This window comes from Staphylococcus microti, from assembly GCF_000934465.1.
GTDB lineage: Bacteria > Bacillota > Bacilli > Staphylococcales > Staphylococcaceae > Staphylococcus > Staphylococcus microti.
On sequence record NZ_JXWY01000033.1, the window covers coordinates 12472 to 27870 of the forward strand.

Annotated in this window: 12 protein-coding genes and 1 other annotated feature; of the genes, 1 reads left to right on the plus strand and 11 read right to left on the minus strand. The window is 39.7% G+C overall.

Annotated features, from left to right (window positions below; all coding sequences use genetic code 11):
- Positions 1-22: 22 nt before the first annotated feature.
- The 4 genes from TP70_RS04945 to hutH all read right to left on the minus strand — a co-directional run bounded on the left by TP70_RS04945 (position 23) and on the right by hutH (position 4426).
- Positions 23-352 (minus strand): AzlD domain-containing protein, encoded by a 330-nt coding sequence (locus TP70_RS04945; protein WP_044359872.1) that lies wholly within the window; start codon positions 350-352, stop codon positions 23-25.
- Positions 349-1041 (minus strand): AzlC family ABC transporter permease, encoded by a 693-nt coding sequence (locus TP70_RS04950; protein ID WP_044359874.1) that lies wholly within the window; start codon positions 1039-1041, stop codon positions 349-351. Before TP70_RS04950 ends, TP70_RS04945 begins: the two co-directional genes overlap by 4 nt.
- Positions 1042-1309: 268 nt before the next feature.
- Entirely contained in the window at positions 1310-2590 is a 1281-nt protein-coding gene (gene serS, locus TP70_RS04955) for a serine--tRNA ligase (protein ID WP_044359875.1), read from the minus strand.
- 81 nt (positions 2591-2671) lie between these two features.
- Positions 2672-2875 (minus strand) — a binding site (T-box leader).
- Between the two features lie 48 nt (positions 2876-2923).
- Positions 2924-4426, minus strand: coding sequence for a histidine ammonia-lyase (hutH, locus tag TP70_RS04960; RefSeq protein WP_044359877.1), 1503 nt, complete (start codon positions 4424-4426; stop codon positions 2924-2926).
- Between the two features lie 215 nt (positions 4427-4641).
- Between hutH and TP70_RS04965 the strand changes: the two genes are divergently transcribed.
- Positions 4642-5454 carry an NAD(P)H-hydrate dehydratase gene (locus TP70_RS04965; protein WP_044359879.1) on the plus strand — a complete coding sequence of 271 codons (813 nt, stop codon included), beginning with the start codon at positions 4642-4644 and terminating at the stop codon, positions 5452-5454.
- Positions 5455-5513: 59 nt separating this feature from the next.
- Here TP70_RS04965 and gyrA read toward each other — a convergent pair whose 3' ends face one another.
- From gyrA to dnaA, 7 genes are all read right to left on the minus strand, one after another.
- A complete protein-coding gene (gene gyrA / locus TP70_RS04970) occupies positions 5514-8120 on the minus strand; it encodes a DNA gyrase subunit A (protein ID WP_044359881.1) in 2607 nt (868 codons plus the stop codon).
- A 36-nt stretch (positions 8121-8156) separates the two neighbouring features.
- Positions 8157-10088, minus strand: a complete 1932-nt coding sequence (gene gyrB / locus TP70_RS04975) for a DNA topoisomerase (ATP-hydrolyzing) subunit B (protein WP_174221463.1) — start codon at positions 10086-10088, stop codon at positions 8157-8159.
- A gap of 12 nt (positions 10089-10100) precedes the next feature.
- Entirely contained in the window at positions 10101-11216 is a 1116-nt protein-coding gene (recF, locus tag TP70_RS04980) for a DNA replication/repair protein RecF (RefSeq protein WP_044359883.1), read from the minus strand.
- Positions 11213-11440, minus strand: coding sequence for a S4 domain-containing protein YaaA (gene yaaA / locus TP70_RS04985; RefSeq protein ID WP_084207650.1), 228 nt, complete (start codon positions 11438-11440; stop codon positions 11213-11215). Before yaaA ends, recF begins: the two co-directional genes overlap by 4 nt.
- 174 nt (positions 11441-11614) lie before the next feature.
- Positions 11615-12304: a DsbA family protein gene (locus tag TP70_RS04990; RefSeq protein ID WP_044359887.1), complete on the minus strand. Its 690-nt coding sequence runs from the start codon at positions 12302-12304 to the stop codon at positions 11615-11617.
- Positions 12305-12458: 154 nt separating this feature from the next.
- Entirely contained in the window at positions 12459-13592 is a 1134-nt protein-coding gene (gene dnaN / locus TP70_RS04995) for a DNA polymerase III subunit beta (RefSeq protein ID WP_044359888.1), read from the minus strand.
- A gap of 177 nt (positions 13593-13769) precedes the next feature.
- Positions 13770-15110: a chromosomal replication initiator protein DnaA gene (gene dnaA / locus TP70_RS05000; RefSeq protein ID WP_044359889.1), complete on the minus strand. Its 1341-nt coding sequence runs from the start codon at positions 15108-15110 to the stop codon at positions 13770-13772.
- Positions 15111-15399 lie beyond the last annotated feature (289 nt).

The following is a 15399-nucleotide window of genomic DNA, read 5'->3' on the forward strand; positions in this document are numbered from 1 at the left end:
TAGTATTTAAAACAACTAATACTCAAAATAACGTCGCAGCTCTTAGCAAGGCCACCGTGACCATCCCAACAATCACCGTCATCGTTAAGCTTCGTGTACGCAATGCGATCAAAATCGTTGGCACTAAGGCAATTAAAAAAATCCAATTAAACGTATAACCGAAGACACCTTCTTGTTGCTGAATTAACCCATCTACTACGAGTGCCGTAAACAACGTAATGGGAATAAATGAGAGCCATTTAATGACTTTCTCTGACAGTTCAAGACGTGAAATCAATACAAGCGGAATAACGCGAACTAATAACGTCACAATCCCCGATAAAATAACAGCACTTAAAAAATATAACGTCATCTATCCATCACCATCCCTATCGTCGCTGTTAATGTTGAAGCAAATATAATCGCTAAATATGAAGGCATAAACAGACTAAAGACAAGCATTAAGATAATCACAACGAGCATTAATAACAGATAGATACGCAGTTTGGATTGCTGTAATCCTTCAAATTGTGCTGCTGTCAAAAAGACAAACATACCTAAAATTGCATAGTCGAGTCCGAGTGCTTCAGGATGGCTTACAAAATCGCCCAATACCGCACCAAGTACAGAGGCAAAAATCCAAAATGTATAAGCTGTCACGTTCAAACCATGCATCCATGCACGTCCGATAGCCTCCCCTTTTGAATAAGGTGTAATCGCAACACCGAACGTTTCATCTGTTAACAACGCACCGATGCCTAAACGATGACAAAGTGTTTCTTGTTTGAACGTTGGTGCTAACGTCATACTTAACAAGAACATACGACTGTTTACAATAAGTGCCGTTAATACGATGACCCATACAGGTGTATGTACGACCATGAGCGCAATAACAATAAACTGTGCTGCACCGGCGTATATGAGTATAGATAAAAGTGCAATTTCAAAAATATTAAAGCCTGACGCACTCCCAACAACACCAAAGGAAAATCCGATGCCTGCGTAGCCGAGAAGTGTCGGTATACAATCTTTTACACCTTGCTTAAATGTCGTATACGCCATGATGTCCACCCTTTCTTAAAAATTAAATGTATTATATTACAAAAATTTAATGAAATCTACACGCTGACACACCCGTCATAGTGACCGAATACACACGACTGTCTAAAAATGCCGTTATGACAACGATTTTATTTAACATAATTTTCTGATAAAACATGTGTGAAGGACGTCTTAAATACAAAAAGGCCTCTTAAAGTGAGAGAGAAGTTCGACTTTAAGAGGCCTTATATATATCAATTTAGAGAGAAAAATTGGTACCGATAATTAATTATTTAGGTTCGATTACTGTTTGACCACCCATGAATGGTACAAGTGCTTCTGGAATTGTAATAGAACCATCTTCATTTTGGTAGTTTTCTACGATCGCTGCAAATGTACGACCTACTGCTAAACCAGAACCGTTTAATGTGTGTACATATTCAGGTTTTGCGTCTTTGTCGCGTTTGAAGCGAATGTTTGCACGACGTGCTTGGAAATCAACACAGTTTGAGCAAGAGCTGATTTCTTTGTAGTCATTGTAGCTTGGTAACCATACTTCTAAGTCGTATGTTTTACTTGAACCGAAACCGATGTCTCCAGTACATAAGATTACACGACGGTATGGTAAACCTAACTCTTCAAGAATCGCTTCTGCGTTGCCTGTCATTTCTTCCAATGCGTTCCAAGAGTCTTCTGGTTTTTCGATGCGTACCATTTCAACTTTATCGAATTGGTGAAGACGGATTAAACCACGTGTATCACGGCCAGCAGATCCCGCTTCACTTCTGAAACATGCTGATTGACCTGTGAATTTTTCAGGTAACACGCCAGGTTGGATAACTTCATCACGATAGTAGTTTGTTAATGGTACTTCTGCCGTTGGAATTGTGTAAAGACCTTCTTTTTCAACTTTGAATAAGTCTTCTTCAAACTTAGGTAATTGACCTGTACCGTACATTGCATGACGGTTTACAAGTTGAGGTACCATCATTTCAGTGTAACCATGTTGTGTTGTATGTTTCGTTAACATGTAGTTCATTAACGCACGCTCTAACTTAGCACCTTCATCTGTTAAGAATACGAAACGCGCACCTGATACACGTGCTGCACGTTCAAAGTTTGCCATACCTAAGTCTTCTACGATATCCCAGTGTGCTTTCGCTTCAAAGTCAAATTCACGTGGTGTACCCCATTTTTTAAGTTCAACGTTTTCACTATCGTCAGCACCTTGTGGTACATCGTCGTGAATTAAGTTTGGAATACGTGATAATTTATCTTGTAATGCATTGTCCACTTCTTTAAGCTCTGCATCAATTGCTTTTACTTTGTCTCCCGCTTGACGTTGCAATTGAATTGCTTCTTCTGCATCTTCGTTGTTACGTTTCTTTTGTGCGATTAACTCAGATGCTTTGTTACGCTCTGCTTTTAACTCTTCTGTTTGTTGAATAAGTTCACGGCGTTTTTGATCAAGTTCTAACACTTCATCAACAACTACCGGATCATCTCCACGTAATTGAATCTTTTCTTTTACTTTTTCAGGCTCGGTTCTGAATAATTTAATGTCTAACATATTTTGACATCCTTTCCTTGTGTAGTAGTGAGATTTATTTTTAGAGGACAACTGACAAAATAAAAAACCACGCCCCTCATTACAAGGGACGTGGTCTCATTACGCGTTGCCACCCTATTTAACAAGCATATTAAAAAACATGCTTGCGCTCAACAAAAGTTAACGGTTTTACCCGAATTGTTCTTCAAGTGTGGGTAGATTTCATATCTTCATCGAATGTTTGTTCACACCAGCCACAAACTCTCTGTAAGGAATCTGATATTACTTAGTCCACAAACAATTAAATATCTGAATTTACTTATAATATAGCAGAGTATTTTTTGTTTTGCAAGCCTAATCATGATATGAAACTTTTTGTAGATAATTTGCCACTTTCTCGATGTCTTTATGAAATTGTCTATCTTCAGTGATTGATGGCACGATTTCACGCATCTTGTCATATTGCTTGCGTGTCTTTGGTGACAGTCCTTCTAATCCTCTTAATTCTACAGCTTGTAATGCAATAATGGTTTCTATCGCTAACACGCGACGTACATTTTCTAATATTTGATAGCCATGTCTCGCTGCAATCGTCCCCATGGATACGTGATCTTCTTGGTTCGCCGATGACGGAATCGAGTCGACACTCGCCGGATGTGCCAACGTCTTATTTTCTGACACAAGACTGGCTGCCGCATATTGCATAATCATCGCACCACTTTGTAAACCAGGCTCCGGACTTAAAAATGCCGGTAAGCCGCCATTTAATTGAGGATTAACGAGTCGCTCAAGACGTCGTTCTGATACATTCCCTAACTCACTCATACCAATTTTCAAAAAATCTAATGCAAATGCAACGGGTTGACCGTGGAAGTTACCACCAGAAATGACTAATGTTTCATCATCTTCATCAAATATTAATGGATTATCATTCGCCGCATTCATCTCGCACTCTAACTTCTCTTTAACATAGTTGAACACTTGGAAACTTGCACCATGGATTTGTGGAATACAACGTAATGTGTATGGATCTTGTACGCGTAGCTCACCTTGTCGCGTTGTTAACGCAGAGCCATCAAGCCAGTCTAACATCCGTCTTGCAACAGCTGTCTGTTCATCAAAGTTGCGGACTTGGTGTATCGCTGGATGGTACGCATCCGTAATCCCTCTTAACGCTTGATGTGTTAATGACGCAATCCACTCTGCTTGGTAGCCTAAACTTTCCGCTTCAATCAATGTAATAACACCTTGGGCGGTCATCGCTTGTGTACCATTAATCAGTGCCAAGCCTTCTTTTGCTTGTAGTTCAAGTGGTGCTCTATTCAATCGTTTTAAGACGTCCGAGCTGTCTAAAACCTGTCCTTGATAATGAACCTCACCCTCCCCTATCAGTGCCAATGCTAAATGTGAGAGCGGTGCTAGATCGCCAGACGCCCCTAACGACCCTTGCTGTGGAATAACTGGAACAATACGTTCGTTAATAAAAAATTGTAGTTGTCTAACAAGTTCAATCGTTGCACCAGAGTGTCCTTTCAATAACGTATTCAATCGTAATACCACCATGACGAGTGATACATTTTCAGCAAATGGCTTCCCTACACCACATGCGTGCGAACGAATCAGATTAACTTGTAACTCATTATATTTTTCTTCATCTATCAATACGTCGCTAAAAAGCCCAAATCCTGTTGTAATCCCGTAAATCGTTTCTTTGTTATTAATAATGCGTTCTACGGTTGCTCGGCTTTCTTGAACACGTTGTAGCGCTTCTGATGTAATCTCAACAGTACCTTCTTCATTTAAAAAGCGACGAATACCATCAATACTGAGCTGTTCCCCTGTTAAATATAAACACATAATTGTCCAACCCCTTTGTTATTTAATCCCATCCTTATTTCAGTATAGGATTCAGTCATACGTTACACAATAGTTGTGACAATATTCGTTATCAGGTAGCGCGTTACTAGAATAGTATGCTAAAACGCCTTATTTTATCTATTGACGAATGCGTAACGCACGTATATCATAACTTGATGTACTATGGGAAATAGCAGATAGGAGGTTCTTGCTCTATGGAAATATTGTCGGATGTTAAAATACCGAAACGCAAAGAAGAAACGCATAAAGGCGACTATGGACGTATTCTACTCATTGGTGGTAATGCAACCTTAGGGGGTGCCATTATGTTAGCTGCACGTGCTTGTGTGTACAGTGGCAGTGGTCTCATAACGGTAGCAACACATCCAACGAACCACGTCGCACTACATTCACGCTGTCCAGAAGCAATGGTCATTGACATTAACGATACAAAAAAACTTACAAAAGTAATCGAGCAATCAGATTGTATTCTAATCGGGCCTGGACTCGGTCTCGACTTTAAAGGGAACAATGCAATGACGTTCTTGCTACAAAATATTCAATCGCACCATACATTGATTGTTGATGGCGATGCGATATCTATTATGAGTAAGCTCAAACCAGACGTCCCACCGTGTAAAATCATTTATACGCCACATCAAAAAGAATGGGAACGCCTGAGTGGTATCCCAATTGAAGAACAGACATATGAACGTAACCGTGCAGCTGTTGATAAAATAGGTGCAACCGTCGTCTTAAAGAAACACGGTACTGAAATTTTCTTCAAAGATAATGAATATAAATTAGAAATTGGTACACCTGCAATGGCAACAGGTGGCATGGGAGATACGTTGGCAGGTATGATTACGAGCTTTATCGGACAATTTGACGATACAATTGACGCAGTGACAAGTGCTGCTTATACACATAGCTATATCGGTGAAAAACTTGCGAAAGATATGTATGTCGTACCACCATCAAAGATTATTGATGAAATCCCTTATGCCATGAAACAATTAGAACAATAAAGTAAAAGAAGGCTGCGCACGTAATGAAATGCGTGCGCAACCTTCTTTTTTTATGTCTACTATTCGTTTTCTTCCTCTTCATTAGCAATGTCTTCATTCACACGTGCCATAAAGTCTTCTCTTAATGCTTCTCGCTCTGATACGTCGTCTGCATTCATCGTTGTGTCAGTAGCTGTTATATCTGTATCTTTAGACGTCTCTCCGTCTTGTTCTTCGAGTTCTTCAGGTTCTTGCTTAACCTTAGCAACTGTTGATACGAATTGATCGTCATCTAAGCGAATCAAACGTACCCCTTGTGTATTACGACCGTTGACAGAAATGTCTTCCACTTCCATACGAATGATTACACCATGGTCTGTAACAACCATAATATCTTCGTCACCTTCAACTGTGGCAATACAAACAAGCTTACCATTACGCTCTGTAATGTTCGCTGTCTTAATACCCATACCGCCACGGCGTGATAAACGATACTCGCCAATCGGTGTTCGCTTACCGTAACCTTTCTCAGTCACAACAAGAATTTCATCTGTGTTATCTTCGTCGGCAACACCTAAACCGATCACTTCATCGTCTCCACGGAGTGTAATACCTTTCACACCCGATGCAATTCGACTCATCGCACGGATGTCTGTCTCTTTAAAGCGAATCAACGATGCTTGTGATGTACCAATTAAAATATGCTTATGACCATCTGTGAGACGTACCGCAACAAGTTCATCATCATCTCTAAACTTAATCGCAATTTTACCGTTTTTGTTAATGCGGTTGAAATTGCTTAATGCCGAACGCTTAACTAAACCTTTGTTCGTCACAAAGACTAAGAAGTCATCTTCAGAGTTCAAGTCTTTCACAGCAATCATCGTACTGATCACTTCATCCGCTTCAAGGTCAATCGCATTGACGACTGGAATACCTTTAGACTGACGTGAGAGTTCCGGCACTTCATAACCTCTCAATTTATAGACACGTCCTTTATTCGTGAAGAAAAGAACGTCATCATGTGTACTCGTTGTCACTAATTGACTTACGAAGTCATCTTCAAGTGTATTCATACCTTGAACACCACGACCGCCTCTGTTCTGTGCACGATACGTCGATACTGGGAGACGTTTTATGTAGTTATTATGACTAAGTGAAATGACAATTTGTTCCTCAGGTATTAAATCCTCATCTTCAAGGTTATCCACGCCACCTAATTGAATTTCTGTGCGACGTTCATCACCATAGCGTTCCTTGAGTTCAGTCAGTTCTTCACGTACAAGTGCTACGAGTTTTTCTTCATCGGCAAGAATCTCTTCTAACTCAGCAATGTAGGCAATCAGGTCGTTATATTCGTTTTCAATTTTGTCACGTTCCAAGCCTGTTAAACGACGTAAACGCATGTCTAAAATCGCTTGTGCTTGGCGATCTGACAAGGCAAAACGTGCTTGCAAACTATCCATCGCCACTTTATCAGTTTCAGATTCACGAATAATCGTAATAATCTCATCGATATGGTCTAACGCAATACGCAAACCTTCAAGAATGTGTGCGCGGTCTTTCGCCTTACGTAAATTGTAGGCTGTACGACGACGTACGACTTCTTTTTGATGTTCTAAGTAGTGATATAACGCTTCTTTCAACGTAATCAATTGTGGACGTCCGTTGACGAGCGCAATCATGTTCACACCGAATGATGTTTGTAATGGTGTTTGCTTGTACAAGTTATTTAAGATTACACTTGCATTTGCATCTTTACGGATGTCGATTACGATACGCACACCTGTACGTAAGCTCGTTTCATCACGCAAGTCTGTAATACCTTCTATTTTCTTATCACGTACAAGGTCAGCAATTTTCTCAATCATGCGCGCTTTATTCACTTGGAAAGGTATCTCCGTGACAACGATGCGTTCACGACCGCCACCACGTGATTCGATTTCTGCTTTGGCACGCATCATAATGGAACCACGTCCCGTCTCATACGCACGACGAATACCACTCTTACCGAGAATTAAACCAGCCGTTGGGAAGTCTGGCCCTTGGATGTCTTCCATCAACTCGGCTGTTGAAATATCCGGGTTATGACTTAAGCTTAACACGCCATCAATCACTTCCGTCATATTGTGCGGTGGAATGTTTGTTGCCATCCCTACAGCAATCCCCGATGCACCATTCACTAATAAGTTAGGGAAACGAGATGGTAACACGCTTGGCTCACGCTCATTACCGTCATAGTTATCAATAAAATCAATCGTATCTTTGTTAATGTCTCTTAATAGTTCCAAAGCTAGTTTCGTCATACGTGCTTCGGTATAACGCATTGCGGCAGCACCATCGCCGTCCATCGAACCAAAGTTCCCTTGCCCATCTACCAGTGGATAACGGTAGCTGAACTCTTGCGCCATACGTACCATCGCTTCATAAATTGATGAGTCACCATGCGGGTGATACTTACCCATAACATCCCCGACGATACGTGCTGACTTTTTATACGGCTTGTCTGGTGTCATGCCTTGTTCATTCAACCCATAAAGTATACGACGATGTACAGGCTTCAAACCATCTCGTACGTCTGGCAATGCACGAGATACGATAACACTCATAGCATAATCTAAAAATGATTCTCGCATCTCTTTGCTGATATTCCGTTCATTAATTCTTGATTCAGATGTTTCAGCCATCAAGATATCCTCCTTCTCACTTTTCCAGTGTATATGTTAAAAATCCAGGTTGGCATATACAGCGTTATCTTCAATGAACTGACGACGATTCTCCACGACATCGCCCATTAACATCTCAAACGTCTGATCCGCTTCAATCGCATCATCAAGTGTCACTTGTAACATCGCACGATTTTCTGGATTCATTGTAGTCTCCCAAAGTTGATCTGCATTCATTTCACCTAAACCTTTGTAACGTGCAATCGACCATTTTGGTGTAGGATTCAATGTTTCTTTCAACTTGTCTAACTCACGATCATTAAAAACATAGTACTTCTGTTTACCTTGCGTCAATTTGTACAACGGTGGCTGTGCAATATACACATATCCCGCTTCAATCAACGGACGCATAAAGCGATAGAAGAACGTTAATAACAATGTTCGAATATGTGCTCCGTCAACATCCGCATCGGTCATAATAACAATCTTATGGTATCTCGCTTTAGAAATATCGAATTCGCCACCAATACCTGTACCGAATGCTGTAACCATTTGACGGATTTCATTGTTATTTAAAATCTTATCTAAACGCGCTTTTTCTACGTTTAAAATTTTACCTCGCAACGGCAAAATCGCTTGTATACGTGAGTCTCTTCCTGACTTCGTAGACCCCCCGGCAGAGTCACCCTCCACTAAAAAGATTTCACTTTCTGATGGGTCTTTGCTCGAACAGTCTGCAAGCTTACCAGGTAAACTTGAAATATCTAATGCTGTTTTACGACGTGTCACTTCGCGTGCTTTCTTAGCTGCAATACGTGCACGTGATGCCATGATTCCTTTTTCAACGATCGTACGTCCAACTTGTGGGTTTTCGAGTAAGAAACGTTCAAACAACTCTGAGAAAGTACGGTCTACAATTTGACGTACTTCTGAATTGCCTAACTTCGTCTTCGTTTGCCCTTCAAATTGTGGGTCCCCATGCTTAATAGAGATAACTGCAGTTAAACCTTCACGTGTATCTTCACCAGAGAGGCGCTCCTTGTCCTCTTTAATAATTTTGGACTGTAACCCATAACTATTAAGAACGCGTGTCAGCGCACGTTTAAAGCCGTCCTCGTGTGTCCCACCTTCATACGTGTGGATATTGTTTGCATATGTCAGTAAATTCGTCGCATAGCCACTGTTATATTGCAATGCAATTTCTACTTCAACATCATCGCGTTGTTCATGCACATAGATAGGTTCCGGATGGATCGGCTCTTTCTTCTCGTTAATGAGCTCAACGTATGATTTAATACCGCCCTCATAGAAGTACGTATCTTCGCGTGGTGCTTCATCATCACGTTCGTCACGTAATGTAATCTCAATACCTTTGTTTAAAAACGCTAACTCACGAATACGTTTTTGTAATGTTTCGTAGTCATATACCGTCGTTTCTTGGAAAATATCCGCGTCAGCTTTGAAACGAATAACTGTCCCTGTTTCATCTGTGTCATCAATTTGTTTCAAATCGAATTCTGGTACCCCGCGTTTATATGATTGGTGATGCACACGACCATCTCGGTGTACATACACTTCAAGTGTTTCACTCAGTGCGTTTACGACAGATGAACCCACACCGTGTAAACCACCTGAAACTTTATAACCGCCGCCACCAAATTTACCACCTGCATGGAGCACTGTAAGAATGACTTCGACAGCTGGACGTCCCATTTTTTCTTGAATATCGACTGGAATACCACGGCCGTTATCCGTTACTTTAATCCAATTGTCTTTTTCGATGACTACTTCAATCTTGTCTGCGTAGCCTGCGAGTGCTTCGTCAATACTGTTGTCTACGATTTCCCATACGAGATGGTGCAGACCGCGTTCTGAAGTCGAACCGATATACATCCCTGGGCGCTTACGTACCGCTTCAAGCCCCTCTAATACCTGAATCTGACTCGCACCATAGTTTTCTGTGTTGTTCACATCAGCCAATGCTTCCACCTTCACTTTCTGCTATTTCTTAATATTTCCTTCTGCAATTCGATACACTTTGGCATCTTTCATAATTTCATGATCGATACCGTCCACTGATGTTGTTGTAACAAATGTCTGTACTTTATGCTGTATCGTACTCAACAAATGTGTTTGTCGAGAATCATCTAACTCACTTAAAACGTCATCAAGTAATAAAATGGGGTATTCCCCCACTTCTTGATGCATTAATTCAATTTCTGCCAGCTTGATTGAGAGTGCTGTCGTACGTTGTTGCCCTTGTGAACCAAATGTCTGTGCATCCATCCCGTTAACCTTAAATCCAAGATCGTCACGATGTGGCCCATGCATGCTAACACCCCGCTCAATCTCTTTTTTCAGAGACGCTTGAAGTGTCTCGAACACTTCGTTAATTAAGCCGTCCTCATCCTGCGGGGTGTCTTGTAACTTAATACTCGGTAAATAGTGTAACGTAAGGGTCTCTTTACCATTCGTAATACCCGAATGAATCGGTGCTGCAAGTGTTTCAAGCTCGTCGATGAACTTCTGTCGTCTTGAAGTCACTTTAACCGCATACGTTGCAAATTGCTGGTTCAGTACTTCTAGCATTGTCGTATCTTTTTGTTGTTTCAGTTGCAATTGTTTCAAATAATGATTGCGCTGTTTTAGTATGCGCTGATATTGCGATAAATCATTGAGATAGAGACTGGAAATTTGACCCAACTCCATATCAATAAAACGACGCCTTACTTGAGGAGAACCCTTTACAATATTGAGATCTTCTGGTGCAAATAGCACAACATTCAGATGCCCGATATACTGTGTCAAACGGCTCTGCTCTAAATGATTCACCTTGGCTTTTTTACCTTTTTTTGTGATGAACATCGTCAAGGGCATATGACCGTGTCTAAAGCTAAGTTCACCTTCTATTTTAGCATATTCAGCATCGAAACGAATGAGTTCTCTATCGTTCGTTGTTCTGTGACTTTTAGCTAAGGCCAATGTATAAATTGACTCAAGTAAGTTGGTTTTCCCTTGTGCATTTTCTCCAATGAGTATGTTGACTTCCGGATGGCATTCTAATAGCACATGCTCATAGTTCCGGTAATTTTCCAACTGGAGTGTTGTTAACTTCATTGTGCACCAATTTTAATTACATAAGATCCTACTTCTGGAATCTCAATCACATCGCCATCATTCAGTTTTTTACCACGACGTGTTTCGTGTGCCCCGTTTAAAAACACTTCATACTCTTGTAAAAACCATTTTGCTTGGCCACCTGATTCAATGATGCCCTCATAATTCAAAAACTGACCTAATGTCAACACGCTGTCGACAATAACTTCCTCAGCCAAATTCATCACTCCATTCGTAATTGCTCACCTTGTATATTATACCATTTTTAAGCGCACAATTTCATGCCCAAACGTGCATTTATTTGTGCATATGACCGAAAAGTTTCATGTGAAACAATATCTTGTCACACAGTCCTGTTATTTTGCTTAAAACGCTCACGTATATGCTGCACGATAGCGTTATTTACTTGGTTGTTCTTTAAGTGTTTCATCAATTGTGTCTTTAACAACTTTATAGTCAGTCACATCTTTGACACGCTTGCCATTAACGTATAGTGATGGTACTTCAGGTACTTGGTATTGTTTTGCAAGCTGATGATCGTTTCGTGCTTGTTGATGGAAATTCTTTTGGTTATACGCTTTAAGAATTTTCTCTTTTTGCTCTGCAGTAATATTAAGCGCTTGTATTTCTTTTTTAACAAGCGATTCTGTTAACCACTTTTCTTCAGAGACTGCTTTTTTCTCTTTAGGTTGCGCGCTATATAACGCTTTATGGAAATCCCAATACGCTTCAGGCGCATATTTGTTAACAGCTAAAGAAGCACGGGCACTTAATTTTGACTCTTCACCGTGTAACAGCACATTCACGTAGCGTAATTCTATCTTGTCTGTGTCAATATAGTCGTGCTTGATTTTAGGTAAAATATTACGTTCAAAGTTGCCGCAGTACGGGCATTTATAATCGCCAAATAACACAACTTTTACATTGCTCTCTTTATTACCTTGTTGTGGTTGTAAAGCTGTATCTTTATTGAGCGCTTGTGCATCGACTGTATCATGTGATTTCGCTCTAAATGATAGCGTCCCTAAAATAGCAAGGGCAAATAAGCAAATGACAACACCGATTAACAGCGTCTTTTTAAGTTTCATAGTTTGTTCCTCCAATTTCTGACCATGTAGTCTAATTATACTAAATTTTGAAGCACTCTATAACATTACATGCACTAAAGCAATGTATTACTTTTTAACACAACGCAAAAAAGCTAAGGTGACATCCCTTAGCTTTTTTTACACGCCTATTTTTCTAATACGTTCTGATCGGCAAAATAAGTTGTGTTACTGTATCGTCGTCTTTTGGTTTTAAAATAAATGGTTTCATTGTGCCAAAGAATGCCACTTCAACTTCATCGTTGTCGATAGCTTTCAATGCGTCCATCATATACTTCGAGTTGAAAGAAATTTTCAAGTTGCCACCTTCGACATCATTTGCGGTAATTTCTTCTTTTACCGTTCCGATTTCAGGTGATGTTGACGATAATTCGATTTGATCATCGCCTGTACTTAATTTGATAACGTTATTGCCGCCTTCACGCGCTAACAATGACGCACGATCAATCGCATGGTAAAACTCACTGTTGTCCAGACCTAGCTTAATTTCATAGTTCTCTGGGAACAAGCGAGATGTATCAGGATAGTGACCTTCTAACAAGCGAGAAATAAAGTTAATATGTCCTACACGGAACAATACTTGGTTAGATGCAAAATAAATATCAATATGATCTTCGCTATCCGTCATAATTTTGTTTAACTCAGCAAGTGCTTTCCCTGGAATGATGACATTTTTATCACTAATATCTTCGTCTTCCAACTTCAACTTTCTTACAGCCAAGCGGTGCGAATCGGTCGCTGTGCATATTAATTCATTTTCTTGTATAAGCCAGTTTACACCCGTAAGTACTGGGCGTGTTTCTGACGTGGACACTGCGAAGTTTGTTTGTGCAATGATGTTTTTCAACACTTTGATTGGTAATTGTAGCGCATCTTCGCTTGAAATCTGTGGTAATAAAGGGTATTGATCCGGATCTAAGCCGCTTAAATTGAACTCAGAATGGCCAGATGTAATCAATGTTTGAAATTGTTCGTTTGTGATAAGTTTTACTTCTTTACCTGGTAATTTTTTAATAATATCTACGAAGAAGCGGCCTGGTAATACGACTGAACCTGGTTCTGTCACTGTTACAATTTCTTCACCGTCAACTTGATTAGGAATTGTAATCTCAATTGATATTTCTGAGTCTGATCCTGTTAATACAACACCTTCATTTGTTGCATTGATTTTAATACCTGTCAAAATCGGTAATGTTGTTCGAGGTGAAATAGCTTTTAATGTATCGTTCAATTGTGTAATAAAATAGTCACGTTTAATAGAAAACTCCATTGTGTCATAAACTCCTTTCAGTCGTTTATATTAGTTATAGTTATTATTAAAAGTCATAATAATAGTAGTAGGGCTTGTGGATTAGTGGATAACCTAGCTAAAACTTTGAAATTAAAGGTTACGCACATGTGGATAACTTGTGTATCATGTGTACAACTTCTTCACATTATCCACAAACTAACTTCTAATCTCTTTTTCAAGACTTTCAATTTCGTGCTTCAACGTTGGATCATTTTCGAGTTCTTTTTTAATCTTGTCATGTGCATGAATGACTGTTGTATGATCACGACCTCCAAATTCCTCGCCGATTTTTGGTAAAGAAAAATCAGTAAGCTCACGTGATAAGTACATTGCAATTTGGCGCGGGTAAGCAATAGATTTTGTACGTTTTTTCGCAGCAAAGTCTTCTATACGAATGCCGTAGTAAGCGCCCACGACTTTTTGAATGTCTTGAATCGTGATTTTTTTAGATTTTGTGATTTGAATAATATCTTTCAATGCATCAGCTGTTAGTTCTGTCGTAATCGGTTTACCTTGTAGTTTTGAATAGGCATTGACACGGTTAAGCGCACCTTCCAATTCACGAATGTTCGTTTGAATTTGGTTAGCAATATAAGTTAGTGCTTCGATTGGCATATCAAGATTTTCTTCTTCAGTCTTTTTTTGCAAAATCGCCATACGCGTCTCAAAATCAGGTGGTGTAATATCAACGATTAACCCCCATTGGAAGCGTGACTTCAGACGTTCTTCAAGTGTTGAAATTTCTTTCGGTGGTCGGTCACTTGAAATAACAATCTGTTTGTTATTTTGATGTAAATCATTGAAAGTATGGAAAAATTCCTCTTGTGTCTGCTCTTTTTTCTGAATAAATTGAATGTCATCAATCAGTAAAACATCAATATTACGGTACTTTTCACGGAAAGACTCCGTATCGTTGTTACGAATAGATTGAATGAATTCATTTGTGAACTTTTCACTAGAAGTATAAAGCACTTTAGCGTCTTTGTTATTTTCCAAAACATAGTGCCCAATCGCATGCATTAAGTGCGTTTTGCCTAATCCAACACCACCATAGATGAATAGCGGATTGTACGCTTTTGCAGGTGATTCCGCTACCGCGAGACTTGCAGCATGCGGGAAGCGGTTGCCAGGACCAATGACAAAGGTGTCAAACGTGTTGTTTGTATTGAATTGTTCTCCCTGTGTGACAGGATCAACGGTTTTGACTTCATTCTGAGTTGTAGGGAAGTCTGCTTGAAGTTCATCCAAATCTTCTTCAGTTAACACATTCACAGTTGTAATACTTTTTCCTGAAACGGCGCCAACATACTCGATAATCATGCTTTCGTAGTTTTGAGTAAGCCAATTTGCAGTAAAAGGATTATTTGCGACTAAGACAATTTTGTCGTTAGATAGTGAATGAATCTTAGTATCTTTAAACCACGTGTTAAAAGAAGATTCGGTTACAGCTTCGTGAAACAACTTCAGAACACTGTCCCAAATTTCTTGTTCTGTCATATTTTACGCCATCTTCCTTGATAAATTTTTAGTTATACACAATATCCCCATCAATTCAAAAAGATAAACACAAGCTGTTAATAATTATCCACACGTTAATCACAAACTGTGGATGAATCATATCACAAACAAGGTTATACACAGTAAATTAAGAAGAAATTGCTAACTTTAACCCCAGATAATATAAGGGCTTACGCCACTTATCCACACAATTATACTTTTTAATATTCCTTACTGTCAAATGGCTGTGAATATGTGCGTGTGCATTTGGATAAAATGTGAGCGAGAA

Bases quoted from the DNA above. Each gene is read 5' to 3' on its own strand.
- TP70_RS04945 (WP_044359872.1), bottom strand. From the start codon at position 352: ATGACGTTATATTTTTTAAGTGCTGTTATTTTATCGGGGATTGTGACG.
- TP70_RS04950 (WP_044359874.1), bottom strand. From the start codon at position 1,041: ATGGCGTATACGACATTTAAGCAAGGTGTAAAAGATTGTATACCGACA.
- serS (WP_044359875.1), bottom strand. From the start codon at position 2,590: ATGTTAGACATTAAATTATTCAGAACCGAGCCTGAAAAAGTAAAAGAA.
- hutH (WP_044359877.1), bottom strand. From the start codon at position 4,426: ATGTGTTTATATTTAACAGGGGAACAGCTCAGTATTGATGGTATTCGT.
- TP70_RS04965 (WP_044359879.1), top strand. From the start codon at position 4,642: ATGGAAATATTGTCGGATGTTAAAATACCGAAACGCAAAGAAGAAACG.
- gyrA (WP_044359881.1), bottom strand. From the start codon at position 8,120: ATGGCTGAAACATCTGAATCAAGAATTAATGAACGGAATATCAGCAAA.
- recF (WP_044359883.1), bottom strand. From the start codon at position 11,216: ATGAAGTTAACAACACTCCAGTTGGAAAATTACCGGAACTATGAGCAT.
- yaaA (WP_084207650.1), bottom strand. From the start codon at position 11,440: ATGAATTTGGCTGAGGAAGTTATTGTCGACAGCGTGTTGACATTAGGT.
- TP70_RS04990 (WP_044359887.1), bottom strand. From the start codon at position 12,304: ATGAAACTTAAAAAGACGCTGTTAATCGGTGTTGTCATTTGCTTATTT.
- dnaN (WP_044359888.1), bottom strand. From the start codon at position 13,592: ATGGAGTTTTCTATTAAACGTGACTATTTTATTACACAATTGAACGAT.
- dnaA (WP_044359889.1), bottom strand. From the start codon at position 15,110: ATGACAGAACAAGAAATTTGGGACAGTGTTCTGAAGTTGTTTCACGAA.